At 69.8% G+C, this 22,025-nt stretch carries 19 protein-coding genes and 1 pseudogene; 12 read left to right on the top strand and 8 right to left on the bottom strand.

Annotation, left to right across the window (positions count from 1 at the left end; translation table 11 throughout):
• The first annotated feature begins 38 nt into the window (after positions 1-38).
• Positions 39-635, top strand: coding sequence for a dTDP-4-dehydrorhamnose 3,5-epimerase (rfbC, locus tag ABFX55_RS33785; protein ID WP_346126704.1), 597 nt, complete (start codon positions 39-41; stop codon positions 633-635).
• Positions 636-681: 46 nt separating this feature from the next.
• On the opposite strand, the gene ABFX55_RS33780 is transcribed toward rfbC, so the two are convergent.
• The 3 genes from ABFX55_RS33780 to ABFX55_RS33770 form a co-directional block, all read right to left on the bottom strand.
• Positions 682-1,725, bottom strand: coding sequence for a 2-oxoacid:ferredoxin oxidoreductase subunit beta (locus ABFX55_RS33780; protein ID WP_346126702.1), 1,044 nt, complete (start codon positions 1,723-1,725; stop codon positions 682-684).
• A complete protein-coding gene (locus ABFX55_RS33775; protein WP_346126701.1) occupies positions 1,718-3,553 on the bottom strand; it encodes a 2-oxoacid:acceptor oxidoreductase subunit alpha in 1,836 nt (611 codons plus the stop codon). Before ABFX55_RS33775 ends, ABFX55_RS33780 begins: the two co-directional genes overlap by 8 nt.
• A 236-nt stretch (positions 3,554-3,789) precedes the next feature.
• Entirely contained in the window at positions 3,790-5,229 is a 1,440-nt protein-coding gene (locus ABFX55_RS33770) for a polysaccharide deacetylase family protein (RefSeq protein ID WP_346126700.1), read from the bottom strand.
• 87 nt (positions 5,230-5,316) lie between these two features.
• On the opposite strand from ABFX55_RS33770, the gene ABFX55_RS33765 reads away from it, so the two are divergent.
• From ABFX55_RS33765 to nuoH, 4 genes are all read left to right on the top strand, one after another.
• The gene (locus ABFX55_RS33765) at positions 5,317-5,688 is read left to right on the top strand and encodes an NADH-quinone oxidoreductase subunit A (protein ID WP_346126698.1); all 372 of its coding nucleotides are present in this window, start codon (positions 5,317-5,319) and stop codon (positions 5,686-5,688) included.
• 190 nt (positions 5,689-5,878) lie between these two features.
• Positions 5,879-6,403, top strand: a complete 525-nt coding sequence (locus ABFX55_RS33760; RefSeq protein WP_428834775.1) for an NADH-quinone oxidoreductase subunit B — start codon at positions 5,879-5,881, stop codon at positions 6,401-6,403.
• Entirely contained in the window at positions 6,400-7,347 is a 948-nt protein-coding gene (locus ABFX55_RS33755) for an NADH-quinone oxidoreductase subunit C (RefSeq protein WP_346126696.1), read from the top strand. Before ABFX55_RS33760 ends, ABFX55_RS33755 begins: the two co-directional genes overlap by 4 nt.
• The gene (nuoH, locus tag ABFX55_RS33750; protein WP_346126694.1) at positions 7,340-8,293 is read left to right on the top strand and encodes an NADH-quinone oxidoreductase subunit NuoH; all 954 of its coding nucleotides are present in this window, start codon (positions 7,340-7,342) and stop codon (positions 8,291-8,293) included. The genes ABFX55_RS33755 and nuoH overlap by 8 nt, the downstream gene beginning before the upstream one ends.
• A 138-nt stretch (positions 8,294-8,431) precedes the next feature.
• Here nuoH and ABFX55_RS33745 read toward each other — a convergent pair whose 3' ends face one another.
• The gene (locus ABFX55_RS33745; protein WP_346126693.1) at positions 8,432-9,688 is read right to left on the bottom strand and encodes a serine/threonine-protein kinase; all 1,257 of its coding nucleotides are present in this window, start codon (positions 9,686-9,688) and stop codon (positions 8,432-8,434) included.
• Between the two features lie 208 nt (positions 9,689-9,896).
• On the opposite strand from ABFX55_RS33745, the gene ABFX55_RS33740 reads away from it, so the two are divergent.
• The 7 genes and pseudogenes from ABFX55_RS33740 to htpX all read left to right on the top strand — a co-directional run bounded on the left by ABFX55_RS33740 (position 9,897) and on the right by htpX (position 18,693).
• On the top strand, positions 9,897-11,039 hold the full coding sequence (locus ABFX55_RS33740) for a 4Fe-4S binding protein (protein ID WP_346126691.1): 1,143 nt from the start codon (positions 9,897-9,899) through the stop codon (positions 11,037-11,039).
• Positions 11,039-11,605: an NADH-quinone oxidoreductase subunit J family protein gene (locus tag ABFX55_RS33735; protein WP_346126689.1), complete on the top strand. Its 567-nt coding sequence runs from the start codon at positions 11,039-11,041 to the stop codon at positions 11,603-11,605. The genes ABFX55_RS33740 and ABFX55_RS33735 overlap by 1 nt, the downstream gene beginning before the upstream one ends.
• Positions 11,605-11,907 (top strand): annotated as a pseudogene (gene nuoK, locus ABFX55_RS33730) (NADH-quinone oxidoreductase subunit NuoK); the annotation flags it as partial. The gene ABFX55_RS33735 and the pseudogene nuoK, both read left to right, overlap by 1 nt.
• A 164-nt stretch (positions 11,908-12,071) precedes the next feature.
• A complete protein-coding gene (locus tag ABFX55_RS33725; RefSeq protein WP_346126688.1) occupies positions 12,072-14,090 on the top strand; it encodes an NADH-quinone oxidoreductase subunit 5 family protein in 2,019 nt (672 codons plus the stop codon).
• Positions 14,087-15,718, top strand: a complete 1,632-nt coding sequence (locus ABFX55_RS33720) for a complex I subunit 4 family protein (RefSeq protein WP_346126687.1) — start codon at positions 14,087-14,089, stop codon at positions 15,716-15,718. Before ABFX55_RS33725 ends, ABFX55_RS33720 begins: the two co-directional genes overlap by 4 nt.
• Entirely contained in the window at positions 15,715-17,244 is a 1,530-nt protein-coding gene (locus tag ABFX55_RS33715) for an NADH-quinone oxidoreductase subunit N (protein WP_346126686.1), read from the top strand. Before ABFX55_RS33720 ends, ABFX55_RS33715 begins: the two co-directional genes overlap by 4 nt.
• Before the next feature lie 597 nt (positions 17,245-17,841).
• Complete coding sequence (gene htpX / locus ABFX55_RS33710; RefSeq protein WP_346126685.1) at positions 17,842-18,693, top strand: zinc metalloprotease HtpX; 852 nt, start codon at positions 17,842-17,844, stop codon at positions 18,691-18,693.
• A gap of 80 nt (positions 18,694-18,773) precedes the next feature.
• Here htpX and ABFX55_RS33705 read toward each other — a convergent pair whose 3' ends face one another.
• From ABFX55_RS33705 to ABFX55_RS33690, 4 genes are all read right to left on the bottom strand, one after another.
• Entirely contained in the window at positions 18,774-19,706 is a 933-nt protein-coding gene (locus ABFX55_RS33705) for a TolB-like translocation protein (protein ID WP_346126684.1), read from the bottom strand.
• Positions 19,707-19,720: 14 nt separating this feature from the next.
• On the bottom strand, positions 19,721-20,809 hold the full coding sequence (locus ABFX55_RS33700; protein ID WP_346126683.1) for a hypothetical protein: 1,089 nt from the start codon (positions 20,807-20,809) through the stop codon (positions 19,721-19,723).
• Complete coding sequence (locus ABFX55_RS33695; RefSeq protein ID WP_346126682.1) at positions 20,809-21,294, bottom strand: SigE family RNA polymerase sigma factor; 486 nt, start codon at positions 21,292-21,294, stop codon at positions 20,809-20,811. Before ABFX55_RS33695 ends, ABFX55_RS33700 begins: the two co-directional genes overlap by 1 nt.
• Before the next feature lie 114 nt (positions 21,295-21,408).
• Positions 21,409-21,984, bottom strand: coding sequence for a pyridoxamine 5'-phosphate oxidase family protein (locus ABFX55_RS33690; RefSeq protein ID WP_346126681.1), 576 nt, complete (start codon positions 21,982-21,984; stop codon positions 21,409-21,411).
• Positions 21,985-22,025: the final 41 nt, after the last annotated feature.

Here is a 22,025-nt window from a genome sequence, read left to right as displayed (position 1 = left end):
GCCGTACGCACCCCAGCGACCGGAGGGGTCCTGTGCACATGGAACAACTCACGATCGAGGGAGCCCACGTTCACTCCCCGACCGTCCACGAGGACGACAGAGGCGCCTTCCTGGAGTGGTTCAGGGCGGACAGCCTGAGCGGCGCGGCCGGTCATCACCTGCGCCTCGCGCAGGCCAACTGCTCGGTGTCTCGCGCGGGGGTGCTCAGGGGCGTCCACTTCGCGGCGGTGCCCCCCGGGCAGGCGAAGTACGTCACGTGCGTGGCGGGGGAGGTGCTCGACGTGGTGGTGGACGTTCGCGTCGGCTCGCCGACCTTCAGCCGCTGGGAGGCGGTCGCTCTCGACGAGCGCTCTCGACGGTCGCTCTACCTCGCCGAGGGGCTCGGACACGCCTTCATGGCCCTGAGCGAGCGGGCCACCGTCGTGTATCTCTGCTCCGAGCCGTACGCGCCGGGCCGGGAGTACGGGATCCACCCTCTCGACCCCGACCTCGGCATCGCGTGGCCCGACGGGGTCGAGCCCCTGCTCTCACCGAAGGACGCGGCCGCGCCCTCGCTGGCCCAGGCCGCCGAGCAGGGTCTGCTCCCGTCGTATGACGACTGCCTGGCCTACTACGCCAAGCTCGGCTCCGCATGACATCGGCCCGCAGAGGATGATCCTCTGCGGGCCGAAGGTCCGTGCTCTAGCCGATGCGCCAGGTGTCGCCGCCCATCAGCAGGTCGCTCAGGTCGCCTGGGCCCTTCTGCGCCACGGCCTCCTCGAGCTGCTCGGCCATCAGCGTGTCGTAGGCGGGCCGCTCGACCTGCCGGAAGATCCCGATCGGCACGTGCTCGAAGGCGGGCTCGTCCAGGCGCGACAGCGCGAACGCCACCGAAGGGTCGGGGTTGTGCGCGTCGTGCACCAGGACGCGGTCGCCCGCCTCAGCCAGCGGCACCACGTCGAGCCCGCCGTTCGCCGCCCTGACCACGGCCTTGGACGCGCTCGCGATCGGCTGCCCGTGCTCGAGGCGCAGCGTGATGTCGTCGCGGATCTCCGGGTCCTTCAGCTGCTCGAAGGCGTTGTCGTTGAAGATGTTGCAGTTCTGGTAGATCTCCACCAGCGACGTGCCCCTGTGCGCCGTGGCCTCGCGCAGCACCGACTGCAGGTGCTTGCGGTCGGAGTCGATCGTGCGGGCCACGAACGACGCCTCGGCTCCCAGCGCCAGCGAGATCGGGTTGAACGGCTTGTCCAGCGAGCCCATCGGGGTCGACTTGGTGATCTTGCCGATCTCGGAGGTGGGGGAGTACTGGCCCTTGGTCAGACCGTAGATCCTGTTGTTGAACAGCAGGATGTTGAGGTTGACGTTGCGGCGCAGCGCGTGGATCAGGTGGTTGCCGCCGATCGACAGCGCGTCGCCGTCACCCGTGATCACCCACACGCTCAGGTCGGGCCTGGAGGAGGCCAGCCCCGTCGCGATCGCGGGGGCGCGACCGTGGATGGAGTGGAAGCCGTAGGTGTCGAGGTAGTAAGGGAACCGGCTGGAGCAGCCGATGCCCGAGACGAACACGATGTTCTCGCGACGCAGGCCCAGCTCGGGCAGGAAGCTCTGCACCGCGGCCAGGATGGCGTAGTCGCCGCAACCGGGGCACCAGCGGACCTCCTGGTCGGACTTGAAGTCCTTGAGGGTCTGCTTGGCATCGGTCTTCGGGACGAGGGCCAGGCCCTTGCCGTTCAGGGTCTCACTCACTGTCGATCACGTCCTGGATGACTCCGGCCAGCTCCTCGGCCTTGAACGGGAGCCCGCGCACGCGGTTGTAGCTGATGATGTCGACCAGGAACTTCGCGCGCAGCAGCAGCGCCAGCTGGCCGAGGTTGATCTCGGGCAGGAGCACCTTGTCGTAGCTCTTGAGCACCTCGCCGGTGTTGGCCGGCAGGGGGTTCAGGTGGCGCAGGTGGGCCTGGGCGACCTTGCCGCCCGACTTCCTGATCCTTCGTACGGCTGCCGCGATGGGACCGTAGGTCGAGCCCCAGCCCAGGACCAGCACCCTGGCGTCGCCCTCGGGGTCGTCGACCTCGAGGTCGGGCACGTCGATGCCGTCGATCTTGGACTGGCGGAGCCTGACCATGAGGTCGTGGTTGTTCGGGTCGTAGGAGATGTTGCCCGAGCCGTTGGCCTTCTCGATGCCGCCGATGCGGTGCTCGAGGCCCGCCGTACCGGGGATGGCCCACGGCCGCGACAGCGTCTCGGGGTCACGGACGTAGGGATGGAACTCCTCGTCGGTCTTGACCGCGAACTCGGTGGAGATGTCGGGAAGGTCGGAGACCTCCGGCAGACGCCACGGCTCGGAGCCGTTGGCGAGGTAGCCGTCGGACAGCAGGTAGACCGGCGTGCGGTACTTCACCGCGATGCGCGCGGCCTCGATCGCCGCGTCGAAGCAGTCGCTCGGCGTGCTCGGCGCCACGATCGGCACCGGCGACTCGCCGTTGCGGCCGAACATCGCCATCAGCAGGTCGGTCTGCTCGGTCTTGGTCGGCATGCCGGTCGAAGGGCCTGCCCGCTGCACGTCGACCAGGATCAGCGGCAGCTCGGTCATGACGGCGAGGCCGATCGTCTCGGCCTTCAGCGCCACACCGGGGCCGCTGGTCGTGGTCACGCCCAGCGCGCCGCCGAACGCCGCGCCGAGCGCCGCGCCGACGCCCGCGATCTCGTCCTCCGCCTGGAAGGTGCGGATGCCGAACCGCTTGTGCCTGGACAGCTCGTGCAGGATGTCGGAGGCCGGCGTGATCGGGTACGACCCGAGGAAGAGCGGCAGCTTCGACTGGACGCTCGCCGCGATCAGGCCGTAGGCCAGCGCCTGGTTGCCCGAGATGTTGCGGTAGACGCCAGGGGCCAGCTGGGCCGGCTTGACCTCGTACGACACCGAGAAGGACTCGGTCGTCTCGCCGTAGTTCCAGCCCGCCTGGAAGGCCGCGATGTTGGCCTTGGCGATCTCGGGCTTCTTGGCGAACTTCTGCTCGAGGAAGCTGATCGTGTGCTCGGTCGGCCGGTGGTAGAGCCAGCTCAGCAGCCCGAGGGCGAACATGTTCTTGGAGCGCTCGGCGTCCTTCTTCGACAGGTCGAAGCCCTCGAGCGCCGTCACCGTCAGCGAGGTCAGCGGCACGGCGTGGACGCGCCACTCACGCAGCGAGTCGTCCTCGAGAGGGTTGGCGTCGTAGCCGACCTTCTGGAGGTTGCGCTTGGTGAACTCGTCGGTGTTGGCGATGATGTCGGCGCCCTTGGGCAGGTCGCCCAGGTTGGCCTTCAGCGCCGCCGGGTTCATCGCGACCAGGACGTTCGGCGCGTCGCCTGGCGTCAGGATGTCGTGGTCGGCGAAGTGCAGCTGGAAACTCGAGACGCCGGGCAGGGTTCCTGCGGGCGCGCGAATCTCGGCGGGGAAGTTGGGGAGCGTGGACAGGTCGTTGCCGAACTCCGCCGTCCCTGCTGTGAAGCGGTCGCCGGTGAGCTGCATGCCGTCACCGGAGTCGCCGGCGAACCGGATGACCACTCGCTCGAGTTGCTGAACCTGCTTAGTCACAGCGAAGTCCTCCTCGACTGCGCTCGTGGCACGTTCTCGTATTCCATGCTAAGTCCTCGGGGGTCACACGTTTCCGTGACACCCGTCACGGGTAAACGCGGTGAAAGTCAGGCCGACGCGAGAGAACGGGAGGGGCGACACAGCCCTGCCGCGAGCCGGCACAGGTCAACGTGCAGGCGGGCGAAGAGGACGGTTCGGGTCACGGTGCCTAACTATATGTCCCCGGCAAGGCTTACCTACGTCAGGGGCCGCTTACCCGACGTGTACGTGTGTCCTGCCTGCATCCCCGCCGAGCCGTACAGCTCGGGGACCGTCACGAACGTGTAGCCCTTCTCGGCCAGCTGCCGCAGGATCGCGGGCAGCGCCTGGACCGTGGTGCGGTGCACGTCGTGCATCAGGATGATCGCCCCCGGATGCGCGCCCGCGACCGCCCTCCGCACCACCGTCGCCGGGTTCCTTTCGTGCCCGTCCCTGGTGTCGACGTCCCAGTTCACCAGGGAGAGCCCGAGCCTGCGGGCGATCGTGGCCACCTGCTTGTTCACCGCCCCGTACGGCGGGCGGAGCAGCGTGGGCGCCTGTCCGAGCTCGACGCTGATCACGCTCTGCGCCCTGGCGATGGCGTCGGTGATCTTGCTGCTCGACAGCTTGGTCAGGTCCCGATGCGACCAGGTGTGGTTGGCGACGAGGTGGCCCTGCTCCCGCATGTCGGTCACCAGCTCGGGATTGGCCGCCACGTTCGTGCCCACGGTGAAGAACGTCGCCCGCGCGCCCGCCCTCTTCAGCTGCTCCAGCAGCTCGCCCGTGAAGGGCCCTGGCCCGTCGTCGAAGGTCAGCGCCACGCACTTGTCCTTCTCACAGTCCACGCCGCCCGCCTTGCTGCTCGTGGCCGGTGGGCTGGTGATCGGGGTCCCGCTGACGGCGGGCGAAGGAGTCGCCTCCTTCGCCGCCTCGCGCGCGCGCCGTCCCGTCTCCGTCAGCAGCGGCTCCGCCTGCTCTTCCGGTACGGCGACCGCCACCCTGCCCAGCGCGCCAGGACCCACCTGGTAGTCGTCGAACTCCACCACGAGATCGCCCGCAGGGTTGAAGGCCATGGAGTCGAACAGGTCGGGGTTGGGCCGCACGGCGTCGTAGCTGACCTCGGAGCCCCGCTTCCTCAGCTCCTCGCGGACGATCGTGGTCAACGGGTACAGGCTCGTGACCAGGCCGGGGGAGTCGACGACCTGCTTGGAGGAGCGGTCGTACCAGACCGTGCGGAGGGAGTTGGCCCAGGCGGCGCCCGCGAACTCGCCGGTGCGGAGCCGTACGCCCACGATGTCGTCGTCGGCGGCGGTCAGCTGCCAGTCCACGTTGAGCTCGGGACGAGGGCGGGGACCCTCGGGGACGGTGGACTCGGTGAAGCGGCGGAGCTGGGTCTGCGCGAGGGCGCCGAGCTTGCGGTTGAGGTCGGGGGCGTCTTTCAGCTGGGGGTAGACGATGTGCACATCCCTGTCGCCGGCGTCACCTGCGGTGAGTGTCCTGGTGGTCAGCTCCTCGACGTGGGAGGGGTCGACAAAGCTGATCATTGTGGGCTCGGCGGGGATGGTGAGTCCCCGCTCGGGGGAGGCGGTGGCCATGCCGCAGCCGGTGGAGACGGCGGCGATAAGCGCGATTCCTCCGAAGAATCGCCTTTTGTGCATGCAGGTCAGGTTATGGCCGCTCAAACCCGCTTTGCCATGGTTTGGGGTTATGAGGACAGAGGCTTTGGGTGGGGTTACGATCAGCACATGGGTGGCTACTTCGGCTCCTACGCGCTGGTTCTCGCGCTGCTCGTCATCGGGGTGGGCATCGTCGCGGGAGCCCTGACGGCCAACCGCCTGCTCCGCCCTTCCCGGCCCACGGTGGAGAAACTCACCACGTACGAGTGCGGCGTCGACCCTGTGGGCGAGGGGTGGGCGCAGTCGCAGATCAGGTATTACGTGTTCACGTACCTGTACGTGGTGTTCGCGGTCGACGCGGTGTTCCTGTTCCCCTGGGCGACGGTGTTCGCGACACCCGGGTACGGGATGACGACGCTGGTCGAGATGTTCGTGTTCCTGGGGTTCATCGCGCTGGGCATCCTGTACGCCTGGAAGAAACGCGTCCTCACCTGGACCTGACCCCTACACCCTCCTCACCGCCCCAGCCCTTCGCCTTGGTCGGCCTTCCGCCTGGATCGGCCCTGGCGATCTCCCGAAACGCCCTCTCCAGGGCCGGAGTCACACCACAGGGGTGGATTTGTCGAGGCGGGATGCGGGATGTCGGAGTGCCCCTCTACTCCTGGAGCGGCGGGCGTTGGAGAATGGAGGTATGGCCGATCTTCCGATGCCGACTGTGGGGCCGGTCTCCCGGCTGGCGCCCAAGCCGATGCGCTTCGTGCTGAACTGGGGACGGCGCTACTCCCTCTGGGTGTTCAACTTCGGTCTCGCCTGCTGCGCGATCGAGTTCATCGCCACCTCGATGAGCAGGCACGACTTCATCCGCTTCGGGGTGATCCCCTTCGCCAACGGCCCCCGCCAGGCGGATCTGATGATCGTCTCGGGGACCGTCACCGACAAGATGGCCCCGGCCGTCAAGCGGCTCTACGAGCAGATGCCCGACCCCAAGTACGTCATCTCCTTCGGCGCCTGCTCCAACACCGGCGGCCCGTACTGGGACTCCTACTGCGTGACCAAGGGCGTCGACCAGATCATCCCTGTCGACATCTACGTCCCCGGCTGCCCGCCGAGGCCCGAGGCGCTGCTGCACGGCATCATGAAGCTGCAGGAGAAGATCGCCCAGGAGAAGCTCGGCGACCGTTACGTGTGGTCCCGCGCCCACGGGGAGGACGCGTGACCCTCGCCGAGCGGTTCGGGGACAGGGCCCAGGTCTCGGAGTCATGGGGTGATCGGACGGTCGACGTCGCCGCGAGCGACTGGATCGAGCTGCTGACGTTCTGCAGGGACACGGGGTACGAGTTCTTCGACTGGCTCAGCGGGGTCGACGAGCCGCCCGACGCGTTCGGGGTCGTCGCTCACGTCTACAACCCGTCGACGCACGAGCGGCTGCTGCTGCGGACGCGGGTGCCGCGCGCCGATCCTCACCTGCCGTCCGCTGTGGGGGTGTATCGGGGGGCGAACTGGCACGAGCGGGAGACGTTCGAGATGTTCGGCGTGATCTTCGACGATCACCCGTATCTGGTGCCGCTGCTGCTTCCTGACGGGTTCGAGGGACATCCGCTGCGCAAGGACTTCGTGCTGGCGGCTCGGGTGGCGAAGGCGTGGCCCGGCGCGAAGGAGCCTGGCGAGTCGGGTCACGGCGCCCCGAGCCGCCGCAAGACCCTCCCGCCCGGCGTTCCCGCCGACTGGCCCTCCCCATCCGCCTCCACCGGAGCCGTCGCGCCCCCGATCTCCGGGGAGCCGACCGCCCCCGGTTCCACGGCGGAGCCTCCCGCACCCGCCGCGGGTTCCGGAGAGTCGGCTCCGCCAGGCTCCTCTTCTACGGCGGAGCGTCCCGCATCCGCCGCGGGTTCCGGAGAGTCGGCTCCGCCAGGCTCCTCTTCTACGGCGGAGCGTCCCGCACCCGCCGCAGGTTCCGGATTGCCCGCACCCCCCGCAGGTTCAGGAGAGCCCGCTCCGCCCGGTTCCGCATCGCCCGAGCGCCTCGATGCGCCAGGCTCGCCTTCGACTCCTGCGGCGGCGCCTTCGACTCCTGCGGGCGCGGGGGAGGCGGCTTCGTCGGGGGAATCGTCATCGCAGTCTTCGGAATCGCGTGCGCCCCTGGAGGAGCCCGATGGGTGAAGTCCTCGACATCGTTCTGAGGTTCGTCGTCATCCTGCTCGTGTTCCTGCTCCTCCCTCTCGTCGTGGGCCAGGCCGAGCACAAGGTCATGGCGCACATGCAGTCACGCCTCGGCCCGATGTACGCAGGAGGCTTCCACGGCTGGGCGCAGCTCATCGCGGACGGCGTGAAGTTCGCCCAGAAAGAGGACGTCATCCCGGCCGCCGCCGACCGCAGGGTCTTCCAGCTCGCGCCGGGCGTCGCCCTTGTCCCGTACCTCCTCGTACTGATCGTGATCCCCATCGGCCCCGGCCTCGTCGGGGTGGATCTCGATCTCGGGCTGTTCTACGTGCTCGCGGTCATGGGCATCGGCGTGCTCGGCTCGATCATGGCCGGGTGGGCCTCGGCCAACAAGTACTCGGTGCTGGGCGGGATGCGCTCGGCCGCGCAGCTCATGTCCTACGAGCTTCCGCTGGTCCTGGCCGCCTCATCGGTGGCCATGGCGGCGGGCACCCTCTCCCTGCCCGGCATCGTCGAGGCCTGGCAGTGGTGGTGGCTGCCCTGGCAGGCGATCGGCGCGGTCGTGTTCTTCCTCGCGGGCCTCGCCGAGCTGCGGCGGCCGCCGTTCGACATGCCCATCGCCGAGTCCGAGATCATCATGGGCCCGATGACCGAATACACCGGCATGCGGTTCGCCCTGTTCATGCTGGCGGAGTATGTCGGCATCGTGGTGCTGTCGTTCCTCACCACCGTGCTGTTCCTCGGGGGCTGGCACGGCCCGCTGCTGCCCGGTGTCGTCTGGACGTTCCTCAAGGTCTTCGCGCTGGCCTTCGTGATCATCTGGTTCCGGGTCAGCTTTCCCCGGCTGCGCGAGGACCAGTTGCAGCGGCTCGCGTGGGTCGGCCTGGTTCCCCTGGCCCTGGTGCAGCTCGCGCTCACCGGTGTGGTGAAGGTCCTCGTCAGCTGAGGCTCCCGGGGGTACGGCGGGCGCTTCGTCCCTCAGGGGCGATGTGACGGCGGTCAGCCGAAGTCGGCTGGAGGAGCGTGGGGGACGGGCGGGGGCGGTGACCACGGTGGGCTGGGGTGGGCTTGCCGTACACGGTGATCAGTCGACGATGGCGAGCATGATCTCGGACGCGGTGGGGCGGTCTGAGGGGTTCTTGGCCAGCGCGGCGCCCACGATCCCGCGTAACGAGGGCGGCAGCGGCGACAGGTCGGGGTGCAGGTTGAGCACCCGGTTGAAGACGGCGGGCACCGTGTCCTCGCCGAACGCGGGCCTGCCGGTCGCCGCGAAGGTCATCGTCACCGCCCAGCTGAAGACGTCGGACGGCGGGCCGACGGGTGATCCTGACAACTGCTCGGGCGACATGTAGGGCGGCGTGCCCGCGACCTTGCCCGTCATCGTCGAGCTGTCGAGCGAGCGCGCGATGCCGAAGTCGATCACTCGAGGGCCGTCGGAGCCGATCAGGACGTTGCTGGGCTTGAAGTCGCGGTGGACGACGCCCGCCCTGTGGATGGCGGCGAGCGCGCCGACTGTGGACAGCGCGAGCCTGGTGAGGCTGTCCTCGTCGCGCGGCCCATGGGCGCGGACGAGCTGCTCGAGGGAGGGGCCCGCGACGTACTCGCTCACGATGTAGGCCTGGTCCTGGCTGATGTTGACATCGAGCAGCCTGGCTGTGGAAAACGTGGCGACCCTGCGCGCGGCGTCGACCTCGCGGGCGAAGCGGGTGCGGGCGAACTCGTCGCCGAGGTCGTGGAGCACCTTGACGGCCACCTGCGTGCCGTTGGGAGCGGCGGCGAGGTAGACCGCGCCCTGGCCGCCGCGGCCCAGGGAGCGCAGCACCCGGTAGTGGCCGATCCACTCGGGCTCGCCCGGACGGCGCGCGGCGCCTGAGGGCATGGTGGACCTGCTGTGGACAGGGTCGCGGCCCGCGGTGGGACGGGAGTTCGCGCCGTGCGCGGGGCCTCCCTGCCCTGGGTGGCGGTTGTGGACGGCCTGCCTGTGGACAGAGCCCGCGTGGGGGTGGGCGGGCCTGCCGCGCCTGACCATCAGGGGAACCAGGATGCCGCTGTGGATGACGCCCCCTGCCCACGCCACCAGCAGGCCGATGCCGACCAGGGCGAACAGCCAGTCGGGCGCCTTCTCGATGTCGTCGTAGCTGAGCGCGACGATGACGAACGCGCTGGCGCACGCGCCGTAGAGCGCTGCGGCGACGATCAGGGCCCTGCTCTGCAGCCAGTAGGCGGCGAACCCGATGGTGAAGGGCGTCGCCATGCCACACGTCAGCAGCGGGACCACGGCCCAGGCGACGGCGGCAGTCCAGGCTCCTGCGCCGGGGCGGTGGGGATGGCTGTGCGGCATGGGCGAGAGAGTATCCGGTCGGGAGATGGAATCGGGATTGTGGACGACGCCTGTGGATAACGTCCGTGATTCCTGTGGATGGCTGTGGAAAACCTGGGGACAACGGGCTGGTGCATTCACCTGCGACGCATAGTGCGCCATGATGTGAATCATGGCGCGGATACCGGGAGTAGGACTGGTAAAGGGGCTTTCCGTCACCCTTCGCCACATGCTGCGCCGATCCGTGACCCAGCAGTACCCCGAGGTCCATCCCGACCTTCCCTCGCGCAGCCGCGGCGTCATCGCCCTGGTCGAGGAGAACTGCACCTCCTGCATGCTGTGCGCCCGCGAATGTCCCGACTGGTGCATCTACATCGACTCCCACAAGGAGACCCTGCCCGCCCCCGAGGGCGGGAGGGCGAGGCAGCGCAACGTCCTCGACAGGTTCGCGATCGACTTCGCGTTGTGCATGTACTGCGGCATCTGCATCGAGGTGTGCCCGTTCGACGCGCTGTTCTGGTCGCCGGAGTTCGAGTACGCCGAAGGGGACATCCGTAACCTTCTGCACGAGAAGGACAGGCTCGCCACCTGGGTGGAGACGGTCCCGCCTCCTCCCGCGCACGAGGTGGGGGCCGAGCCGCCCAAGGAGCTCGCCGCCGGTGCCCGGCCGCCACGTGCTGCGGGCCGTACCGCGCGGGACGAGGCGGGCGCGGCGGAGACAGCCGCTCCTGGCGCGCGGACGGCGCGCAGGGCCGGGGCCGAAACCCCCGAAACCCCCGCCGCGACCGAACCGACCCCGCCCGCAGCGGAGGCGCGCCCTGCGGGAGGGGCCACCCCCACTGGCGGTCCGGCGACCCCTGGCACGACTTCTCCTGGAACGGCCGGAACTGCCGGTACGCCCGGTATGCCCGCCGCTCCTGGAACGCGAGACGCTTCCGGAACCGAAGGCGCTCCTGGAAGAGCAGGTGAGCCGGGATCGACCGACGCGCCGGGTACGGCAGGCAGGGCCGAAGCCGGCGACCAGGTGGGCGAGCGCGCGCCTGACGTCCCAGGCAGGGACCGCCCCCAGGGCACGTCGGAAGGTGACAGGGGACGGCCTCAGCGCCGCACCAGGATGGGCGACGTACGCGGCATCAGGCCGCCGGGCGCCCTTCCTCCCGAGTCCTCGAGCCCATCGCCAGGCGCTTCATCCACAGGCGCGCCCTCGGGTGAAGAGTTGTCCACAGGTTCGGGCGCGTCGTCGCCGCAGCCTCCGCCGGAGGAGCAGACTTCTGCAACCGAGCCGCGCAGGCGGAGGATGGCCGATCCCCGTTCCATCCGTCCTCCAGGCGGGCTGAAGCGCGACGAACCGGCGGAGCCCGAGGAGGACTAGTGACCGCGGTGCCTTCCTATCTGTCCCCCACAGGGCAAGAGATCGTCTTCCTGCTCCTGGGCGCGGTGGCGGTCGGCTCGGCACTGCTCGTCGTGACCACCAGACAGCTCGTCCACGCCGCTCTCTGGCTCGTGGTCTCCTTCGGAGCGCTCGCCGGCTGCTACATCGTGCTGACGGCCGAGTTCGTGGCCTGGGTCCAGGTGCTCATCTACGTGGGCGCCGTCGTGGTGCTCCTGCTCTTCGGCATCATGCTCACCCGTGCGCCCATCGGCAGATCGGCCGACCTCGACAGCGGCAACAGGCTGGTCGCCGCCGTGGTCGCGCTCGCGACTGCCGGCGTCCTCGTGGCGGTCGTCATCGACGCCTTCCGCACCGCCTACAGCCCGCTCGAACCCGGCGGCGGCGCGGCCAAGGAGCTGGGCGCGAGCGTCTTCCGCACCTGGGTGTTGCCCTTCGAGGCGCTTTCGGTCCTGCTGCTGGCCGCGTTGATCGGAGCCATCGTGCTGTCCCGCACCGATATCAAGTCAGGCGACGAACCCCCGGCCCCTGAGAGCAGGGGGGAGTAGTGCACATCGTCTATCCGGCGGTCGTCGCCGCGTTGCTGTTCTCCATCGGCGTGTACGGCGTGCTCGCCCGGCGCAACACCATCCTGGTGCTCATGTCGGTCGAGCTGATGCTCAACGCGGTCAACCTCAACCTGGTCGCCTTCGACGTCTGGCTGCGCGATCGGCTGCACGGCGGGCAGGTCCTCACATTGTTCGTCATCGTGATCGCCGCGGCCGAGCTCGGGGTGGGCCTGGCCATCGTCCTTGCCCTGTATCGCAACCGCAGGACCGTCGATCTCGACCAGCTGCGCGAGCTGTCGGAGGACCAGCCCATGCCCGCGGGCCGTACGCTCCCGCCCCCGCAGGCGGGCGCCGACCAGCAGGGCGGCGGCTCAGGAGGGGAGCGGCCTGTGGACGACCCCGCGACGTCGGGCAACGGGGCGGCGGCCGGCCGGCAGGAGAAGCGTGCGAGCCGAGGAGGCGTCCAGTGAGCCGCACGTTCGTCGACGCCTTTCCCCTGCTCGTCATCCTGCTCCCGTTCCTCGCCGCCTTCGCCGGTCTGCTGCTGTCCCGCTGGCCCCGCCACCTCCGGCCGTCCTCCGGCACGGCCAGGCCGCGAGCCGCCGACGACCCCGCCGAGGAGAGGCCCGCCGACGGCACGGCCGCGCAACGGGGAGCCGACGCGCGAGCCAACCGCAGGGCCGCCTGGTTCGCGGTGCTTCCCGCCGCCGTCTCCGCCGTCCTGGCGTGCTGGCTGGCGGCGAGCCAGGGCTTCGCGTTCTTCCAGCGGCTCTCGCCCTACTCGGCGGAGGGCCCCGCCGCGTCGGCCACCGCCAAGGCGGGGAACACCTACGGGGTGATCGAGACGGGCGGGGTCCCGATCTCCCTCACCCTCCAGGCCGACGAGCTCTCCTCGATCCTGGCCATCCTGGTCACGCTCGTCGCGCTGGCCGTGCAGATCTACTCGATCGGCTACCTGAAGGACGACCCGCGCTACCCCTCCTACAGCGCCTTCATCAGCCTGTTCACCAGCGCCATGCTGCTCGTCGTCTACGCGGGAGACCTCCTGGTCCTCTACGTCGGCTGGGAGATCATGGGGCTGTGCTCCTACCTCCTGATCGGCCACTGGTGGGAGGACAGAGCCAACTCCAGGGCCGCGGTCAAGGCCTTCCTCGTCACGCGCCTGGGTGACGTCGGCTTCCTGTTCGGCATCTTCGTGCTCGGCCTGTCCGCCGGCAGCTTCCGCATCGACGACGTGATCGCCAAGGTGCCGGAGCTGCCCACCGCCACCGTGGTCGCCGCCACGATGCTGCTGCTCGCGGGGGTCGCGGGCAAGAGCGCCCAGGTGCCGCTGCACACCTGGCTGCCCGACGCGATGGCGGGTCCGACACCGATCAGCGCGCTGATCCACGCCGCCACGATGGTCGCGGCGGGCATCTTCCTGGTCGCCAGGCTCTTCCCCGTCTTCCTCGCCGCGCCGCCGACCCTCGACGTGCTGGCCGTCCTCGCGGCCCTGGGCATGCTGGGCGCCGCGCTGGCCGCGCTCGCCCAGGACGACCTGAAACGGGTGCTCGCCTACTCCACCGTCAGCCAGCTCGCGTACATGGCCGCAGCGCTCGCCGCGGGGTCCGACACCGCCGCGATCTTCCATCTCCTCACGCACGGCGCGTTCAAGGCGCTGCTGTTCCTGTGCGCGGGCGTGGTCATCCACCACGTCGGCTCCAACCTCATGAGCCAGATGGGCGGGTTGCGGAGAGAACTTCCCGTCACGTTCGTGACCATGACGATCGGCTTCGCGGCGCTCATGGGGCTACCGCCCGCCAGCGGCTTCTTCAGCAAGGACGGCGTCCTGCTCGCCACCGAGCACGCGCTGGGCGCGGGCCGCCTGACCGACGCCGCGGCCCTGCTGCTGTACGCCTGCGCGCTCGCGACGGTCGCCGTGACCGGCGCCTACGCCGCACGGGCCTGGCTGCGCACCTTCTTCGGGCAGGTGCGGGTCGTGGCGCTTCCCGAGCCCGAGCCGGGAACCGCTCACATCGTCGACACCCGGGAGGCGCCCGCCTCGATGCTCGGGCCCGTCGTCCTGCTCGCCGTCCCCGCTCTGGGGCTCGGAGTCCTCGGGCTCGACCACGTCAGCTGGGGCACGGCGGCGATCAGTGTGGCGCTCGCGCTGCTCGGCGCCGGCATCGTCTACGCGGTGTGGCGAGGCGATCCGCTCGCCGATCCGGCCAGGCTGCTCGGGCCGCTCAGGGTCCCGTGCGAGCGGGCCTTCTATGTCGACACCGTCTACGGCGCCTTGTTCGTCCGTCCCGTGCTGGCGCTGGCCAGAGCGGTGGTGCGCACCGACGACACGGTGGTCGACGGCGCGGTGCGCGGCTCGGGCCGTGCCGCCCAGGGAGCCTCGGGGCTGCTGCGCCTCGCGCAGAACGGCAACGTGCAGCTCTACGTCAGCGGCCTGCTGGCCGGGGTGCTGCTGATCGCGGTTGGGGCGGTGGTGTTCGGATGACCTGGTTGCCGGTCGCGCTGCTGGCGGTGCCGCTGCTCGGCGCCGCGCTGCTGCTCGTGCCCGCCACCGCGGGCCGCCTCAGGCTCATCGGCCTGCTGGTGTCGGGGCTCACCCTGGCGCTGGCGGTGCTGCTCGCGGTGTTCTTCGAGTACGGCCAGGCCGCGCGTCTCCAGTTCGCCGTGGACGTGCCCTGGATTCCGTCGCTCGGCCTGCGCTTCCACCTCGGCGTCGACGGCATCTCCCTCCCCCTGGTCGTGCTGACCGCGCTGCTGACCTTCCTCTGCTTCGTCTACCTCTGCTGGAGCCCCGGCCGTCTGCCGGACCGCGCACGGGCTCTGGTGTTCACGCTGCTCGTCCTCGAAGTCGGCATGCTCGGCACATTCCTCGCGCTCGACCTGCTGCTGTTCTTCGTGTTCTTCGAGGTCGTGCTCATCCCCATGTACTTCGTGATCGCCATCTGGGGCGGGCAGGGACGGCGGGCCGCGGCGGTCAAGTTCATCCTCTACACGCTGCTCGGCTCGGTCGTGCTGCTGCTCGGCCTACTGCTCATCTGGGCACAGACCGGCACGCTCGACATCGTCGCCCTGACGCAGGCACACGGCTCAGGGCTGTCCCGCTCGGTGCAGATCGTCGCCTTCGTCGCGGTCGGCCTCGGCCTGGCGGTCAAGACGCCGATGTGGCCGCTGCACACGTGGCTGCCCGACGCGCACACCGAGGCGCCCACCGTGGGCTCGGTGCTGCTCGCGGGCGTCCTGCTCAAGATGGGCACGTACGGCTTCGCCAGGATCGCCATCCCCGTCCTGCCCGAGGGCGCGGCCGCCGTCGCCCCGTGGCTGGGCGCCTTCGCCGTGGTCGGCATCGTGTACGGCTCGCTGGCCTGCCTCGCCCAGACCGACCTCAAACGCATGATCGCCTACTCGTCGATCGGCCACATGGGCTTCGTCCTGCTCGGCTTCGCCACGCTGACCCCCGTCGGCGTCAACGGCGCCCTGTTCGCCAACGTCGCTCACGGTCTCATCACCGGCCTGCTGTTCTTCCTGGCGGGAGGCATCAAGGAGCGGTACGGCACGGCGGACATGCCGACGATCGGCGGCGGCATGCTCACCCGCTATCCCCATCTGGGCTCGCTGCTCACCTTCGCCTGCATCGCCTCTCTCGGCCTGCCGGGGCTCGCGGGGTTCTGGGGCGAGATGCTGGCCCTGCTCGGCGCCTTCCAGCCGGCGCCGGGGCTGTCCCGCCCGCTGTTCCTGGCCTTCATGGTGATCGGCGGTCTGGGAGCGGTCCTGACGGCGGCGTACTTCCTCACGATGCTCTCCCGCGTCACCCACGGCCGCAGGACGGCGCCGCGATCGGGCGCCGGTGTCCCCGTCCTCGATTTCGAGGGTGGGCAGGCGACTCCCGCTACCGCCCTCGATGAGGGTGGACGTGCGACGTCCGAGGGGGCAGGGGCCGCCACCGCCGTCCGCGAGGGTGGGCAGGCGGTGCCGACGGCGGCCGACGTCCGCCGGTACGAACTGGTGGCCTGGGTGCCGCTGGTCGTGCTGACGCTGGTGTTCGGGCTGTGGCCCAAGGCGCTGCTGTCCCTCACCACGCCTGCCGTACAGATCCTGCTGGGAGGCGTGTCGTGATCCAGACGATCGACTACTTCGCCATCGCGCCACCCCTGATCGTGGCCCTGCTGGCGGGTCTGGTCCTGCTGCTCGACGCCTTCCTTCCGCACACCGCCAAGGTCAGGACGGCCCTCGGCCTGGTGTCGCTCGCTGGACTGCTGGCGGCCCTCGCGTTCGTCGTCGCCCAGGCCGCGGCCGGCACCACGCTGCAGACGTTCTGCGTGCCAGGCGATCTCGTCAGCTCGGGCGGCGCGGCGCCCTGCTCGTTCGTGGTCGACCACTTCACGCTCGTCTTCTCAGGTCTGGCGCTGGTCGCGGGCCTCGTGGTCGTGCTGCTGTCGATGACGGAGCTCGCTGAGGGCGGCATCCCCGTCGGCGAGTGGTACTTCCTCCTGCTCTGCACCCTCGTCGGCGCGACCACCCTGCCCGCCTCGCGCGACCTCATCATGCTCGTGGTCGCGCTCGAGCTGGTCTCCCTGCCGGTGTTCGCGCTGACGGCGCTCAAACGCTACGACGGCAGGGCCTCCGAGGCGGCCGTCAAGCTCTTCCTCGTCTCGGTCGTCTCCACGGCGATCATGCTGTTCGGTGTGTCCCTGCTGTACGGCATGACGGGCGCCGTGCATCTCATCAGGCTCGGACAGATCCTCGGCGGGCTCTCGCCTGCTCCTTCGGGCGTGCCACTGAACGAGCTGCCCGCCGTGGTGACCGTCGGCGTGGTGCTCGTGGTGGCCGGATTCGCCTTCAAGATCGCCGCTGTGCCGTTCCACGCCTGGGCGGCCGACGTCTACCAGGGCGCGCCGATCCCCGTGGCCGCTCTGCTGTCGGTCATCTCCAAGGCGGCGGGTTTCGCCGGGCTCATCCTGGTGCTCATGAGCGCGCTGCCGAGCCAGGCCCCGACCTGGTCGCCCATCATCGCGATCATCTCGGCGCTCACCATGACGGTGGGCAACCTGCTGGCCATGCGGCAACGCTCCGCCGTACGGCTGTTGGCCTGGTCCTCGGTCGCGCAGTCCGGCTACATCCTCGCGCCACTCGCGGTGATCACCGAGGCGGGTCAGCGTGGTCTGGCGGTGAGCGCGTCCGTGGCGTACCTGGTGTTCTACGCGGCGATGAACCTGGGGGCGTTCGCGGTGGTCATGCTCGTGTCCAGGAGCGGCACGCGCAACGAGCTGGACGACTACAGGGGGATGGCCTTCCGCAGCCCGGTGGCGGCGCTGGCGCTGGCCTTCAGCCTGATCTGCTTGGCGGGGCTGCCGCCCGGGCTCGCGGGGCTGTTCGCGAAGGTGGTGGTCTTCCGCGAGATCGTGAACGGCGGGCTGGGATGGCTCGCCATCGTCATGGCCGTGAACACGGTGATCGGGCTCTACTACTACGTCGTGTGGACGGCCCGACTGTTCACACCGGTGACCTCAGGGGCTCCCCGAGCGACGGGGGTGGGCAGGAGACCGGTGACGGCCGGGTGGATGGCGGTGGGGGTCACTCTGGTGGTCGCCATCCTGTTCTCGGCGGCCCCCCAACTGGTCTTCGGCATGACCACGTTGTAACAGGGCAGGCTGGTCCCCTTCTGCCCCGAGGTCGAGGGCGGACTGCCGACGCCGCGCCCCGCCAACCGGAGCCCTGCCCAGACCCGACACCTCGGGCTCCGGATTCGGCGGCTCGTAGCTTTGGACTCGCCATGTCCCAAGTTCCGATCCCAGCGCACCGGAAGCTTCAGCCGCCATGTCTCGTGCTACGGCCTCAGCTGCAGCGAGCCGGAGCTGCGGGCTCACGGGGTTCTCGGGCTGGGGTTCCAGCACACCGGGAGCTTCGGGCCATCGTGTCTCGGGCCTGGGTTTCAGCTCCAGCGGGGTTTCGGGTGGCGTTGGCGTGGTGGTCCTGGTGCGGGTGCCATCTGCATGGGGCCGGTCTTGGGTCCCGTCCGCGGGGCTCCGCATTGCGAGTCGCGGGGGCCCGCCACAGCGCTTCGCCCAGGGTTCCGGCTTGGGGGTGGGCGGGTTTCGTTCGAGGTCGGCGGGTCGGTCTTCCCGGCCTCCGTTCCCGGGTTCGAGCAGGAGGGGTGGTGGCGGCGGTGGATGTGGGAACGCGTGGCCGGGGGATGGACGTTGGTACAGGTGAGCCCACGCCACGGAAGGAGAGACCCCTTGCGCCACAACGGAATGCGCACCGCTCTCCTCCTGGGGTTGCTCTCCGCGCTGATCATCACCCTGGGGGCGTGGCTGGGAGGCGGCACCGGCGTTCAGATCGCGCTCCTGCTCGCTCTCGCCGGCAACGGCGTCGCCTACTTCTTCTCGGACCGCATCGCCCTGTCGGCCATGCGTGCGCGCCCCGTGAGCGAGGTCGAGCAGCCGACCCTCTACCGGATCGTGCGTGAGCTCTCCACCGAGGCCAGGCAGCCGATGCCGCGCCTCTACATGTCGCCGACGATCCAGCCCAACGCCTTCGCCACCGGGCGCAACCCCCGCCGTGCGGTGGTGTGCGTGACCTACGGGCTGACCCAGTTGCTCGACGAGCGGGAGCTGCGTGGCGTGGTCGGGCACGAGCTGTCGCACGTGTACAACAGGGACATCCTGATCTCGTCGATCGCGGGAGCGCTGGCGACGATGATCACCTGGCTGAGCTATGTGGCGGTGTTCTTCGGGGGTTCTGACGACGACGAGGGGCCGGGCTTCCTCGGGGCGCTGCTCATGATGGTGCTCGGTCCCGTCGCGGCGGGCATGGTGCGGATGGCGATCTCGCGGTCCAGGGAGTTCCAGGCTGACGAGGCGGCCGCCCGGCTGACGGGTGATCCGCTCGCGCTGGCGTCGGCGTTGCGGAAGATCGAGATGGGCGTCCGTCGGTTGCCGCTGCCGGAGAACAGCCGGTTGACGTCGGCTTCCCACATGATGATCGCCAACCCGTTCAGCGGGAGCGGGCTGGGCCGGATGTTCTCCACCCACCCGCCCACGGCAGAGCGCGTGGCCCGGCTGGAGCGCATGGCGGGCTACCGCCGCTGAGCCAGGGGAGCCGTTCGGCGAGCACCCAGCGCCGGGTGGAGTCAGCTGCACCCAAGCCTTGACCAGGCTGGACCGTCGTGTCAGTCGCCTGCCAGGTGGACGTCCCAGGTGTGCCTGCCGACAGTGAAGCTGTCCACCACGCGCGCGCCTCCACCTCTGACCTCCACCGACCTCGCCACGAACCTCCGCGGCTCGTCGAACGTCAGCAGCGTCATCCCTGACCCGGAGTCCCAGCGCAGCATGCGAGGCTCCTCCGCCGAAGGGACCTTCACCCGGACGGGCGCCCGCGACTCCATCGCGTTGGACGTGGCGTAGAACCGCACCAGCACCCGCGATCCCTCACGAGCCGCCCCCGCCACGGTGGCGCCGTCCGACGTCAGCGCCCCCCATCCCACGACCGTGACGCCTCCGGACGGCACCGCGCCCCCGGGACGGTAGACGGCGCTCTCCTCCTGGTCGAGGACCACCCGCAGCAGCCGTCCGTCGGGGCTGAACCCCTGGACGCTCGCATACGCCGGAAGCGTCCACGCCTTCCCCGTCGCCACCTCGATCACCAGGACGCCCCGCGTCGAGTTGCGCGTGGGGTCGAGCACGAGATAGCGGCCCTCGGGGCCGACGCGCAGCTCCACGTCCGACATACGCAGCCCGGACGGCAGGCTGCCTGCCGTACCGGGGACGCGGGTGAGCCTGCCCGAGCCGACGTTCCGTACCACCAGGCGGCGGTCGGAGGTCGCGAAGTAGGCGACGTGCCGGCCGTAGGGGTCGACGGCGACAGGGGCGCGCTGGACCTCTTCACGGCCCCTGGCGTCGAGCGAACGGATCTGGGCGTCCTTCAGCTGCACGGTCCTGCCGCCGCGCAGCCACAGCCGCCACGGCCCGCAGATGTGCCGCTTGCCGTTCGCGCCGGGGCACGAGGTCAGTCCCGCATAGCGGACAGGCGCGGGGGACGGGGCGCCGCCGGGAAGGGCGGCGCCGAGCAGGAGAGAGCCGGCGGCCAGCAGGGGGACGAGCATGGCTGTCACCTTAGCTAGGAGACCAGGCCGGGGACGATGGTTCTCATCGCGTCCTGCGTGACGAACAGCTTCCTGGCCTGCCCTGTCCGCACGTTCACCGCGTAGACCGTGGCGGCGTTGCCGTCGCGTGCTGATGTGGGGACCGCGAGCAGCGTGACCTCGTCGGCGTTCAACCAGGCGCCCAGCCTGGCGGGGTTCACGCCGGAGGGGATACCGGACAGCTTGACCCTGGGCCGGTCGCCTCCCGCGAGCGCGTCCGTGAGGATGATCGTCCTGTCCTGCTGTATCTGGGGTCGTCTGTCGGGGTCATGGGTCTGCCCCAGCCTGGCGATCGTCCTGCCGTCGGGGGCGAGCGGGCTGAAGTCGTAGGTGAAGTCGGGCAGGGTGATCTGGTCGTGGCCGAGGATTCGCAGGCTCGTATGGTCGTCGAAGGGTCTGATCAGCACGGCCGCGCCCGTGTCGCTGACGCTGACGGGGAACCAGGCCCTGTCGAGCTCCTTCACCGACCCCTTGATGAGATCGACGAGCACGTTGCGTCCTCGGCCCGCTCCCCAGCCCGCGACGATCATGCGCATCCCGCTGGGCGACAGCCGGAGCGCGTACTCCGCGTCGAACGTCCTGGCGGGAAGCTGCAGGGGCGCTCCCCAGATCTGTCCGCTGGCCAGGTCGCGCACCACGATGGTGCGCAGTTTCCCGTCGAAGTAGGCGATCCGCCGCCCGTCGACGGTGATGCTCAGCGGGCCGTCGCCCTGGATGACCTCGCCCGCGTCGTACAACCGTCCTTCACGCGTGACCAGATGCCAGCGGCCCTGCCGCTGGTAGGCCTCCAGGAGCGCGCCCACCCCGTTGCGCGGCAGCGGGCGTGCCTCCTGGGTGATCACGTCGGACGGCAGCGGGCTCACCTGCGGGGTGACCACCGTGGCCCGCTCGGGTGCCCCCACCGCGACGGCGACGCCCCCCGTCACGACGGCCACAGCGGCGGCCACGCTCACGACCAGCCGTACGGCACGCCGTCGCCGCGCACCTGCCAGCGCCTGTGAGGCCAGATCCACCGAAGGCGCTTCGAGCGCCAGTTCGTGCAGGTCGTCACGCAGAGCGTTCATCAGTACACCTCCTGGGGAGCGAGTGCGCGCAGCTTCGACAGCGCGTAGTGCGTCTGGCTCTTCACCGTGCCGACCGAGCACCCCATGAGCTGCGCGGTCTCCTGCTCCGAGCGGTCTTCGTAGAAGCGCAGGACGATCACGGCGCGCTGTTTGGGCGAGAGCTTCGCGAGCGACTGCCGGAGGGCCAGACGGCGCAGCGTGGCGTCGTCGTGTGCCTCGCCCCGATCGGGCACCTCGAGCCCCGCGATCTCGGAGAACGAGCGCCGCCGCCGCCACGACAGGTGCTGGTTCACCAGCGCCTTGCGGGTGTAGGCCTCGGGGTTGCCGGTCCCCGCGAGCTTGCTCCAGTGGGAGGCGACCCTGGTCAGGACCGTCTGCAAGAGGTCCTCGGCGAGATGGGAGTCCCCGGTGAGCAGATAGGCGGTGCGCATCAGCGACTGCTGCCGCGCATCGACGAACTCCCGGAACCCTTCGTAGCGGTCCATGCCCTCTAATAACTCCGCTCAGGGCTCCGGGGTTGGAAAGGTGGCCTACTTCCCTGCCGAAGTCGCGCGATCAGGTCGCAGGGGGTGCCGAGCTGCCGAGCTCGAGCGGGGCGGTCAGGAGTGGGTCGCCACGGGGTCGGTCTCCGACGCGCTCAGTCCCGGCAGCCCGTCGATGCTCTCCCTGTTGTTCTTGGCGCGGTAGGCGCGCTTCTGTCGCACGTCCTTGCGCTCCGCCCACTGGTCGAGCAGCCCTCTGTCCTCCTCGAAAGCCATGAAAGGTACGGCATAGCCGCACGAGTCGGAGATGCGGTCGCAGCCGACCACGATGATCGACCGCACGCCGGGATGCGGGCCGAAGCGCGTGAGCAGTTCGGCGAAGTCGGGGTCGTTCTGGGTGACGACGCGGCCGGTGCCGTACAGGCGGACGATGGTGGGAGGGCCGTGGAACGCGCAGAACATCACCGTGATGCGGCCGTTCTCCCGCAGGTGGGCGATGGTCTCGACACCGCTGCCGTCGAGGTCGAGGTAGGCGACGGTGTGGTCGTCGAGGATGGCGAAGGTGTCGGCGTAGCCCTTGGGTGAGACATTCACATGCCCGCCGGATGCGGGAGCGGTGGCCACGAAATAGACCGGCTGAGCGGAAATGAACTCGCGCAGCCGGTCTGTGAGCTTTTCGTAGATTTTCCCCATGAGTCACGATAACTGCGATCGGACGTGACGGGGAGACGCGT

Source organism: Nonomuraea roseola (assembly GCF_039535395.1).
GTDB lineage: Bacteria > Actinomycetota > Actinomycetes > Streptosporangiales > Streptosporangiaceae > Nonomuraea > Nonomuraea roseola.
The sequence above is the reverse complement of the archived record's forward strand: the minus strand, read 5'-3'. Positions and strand labels throughout refer to the sequence as shown.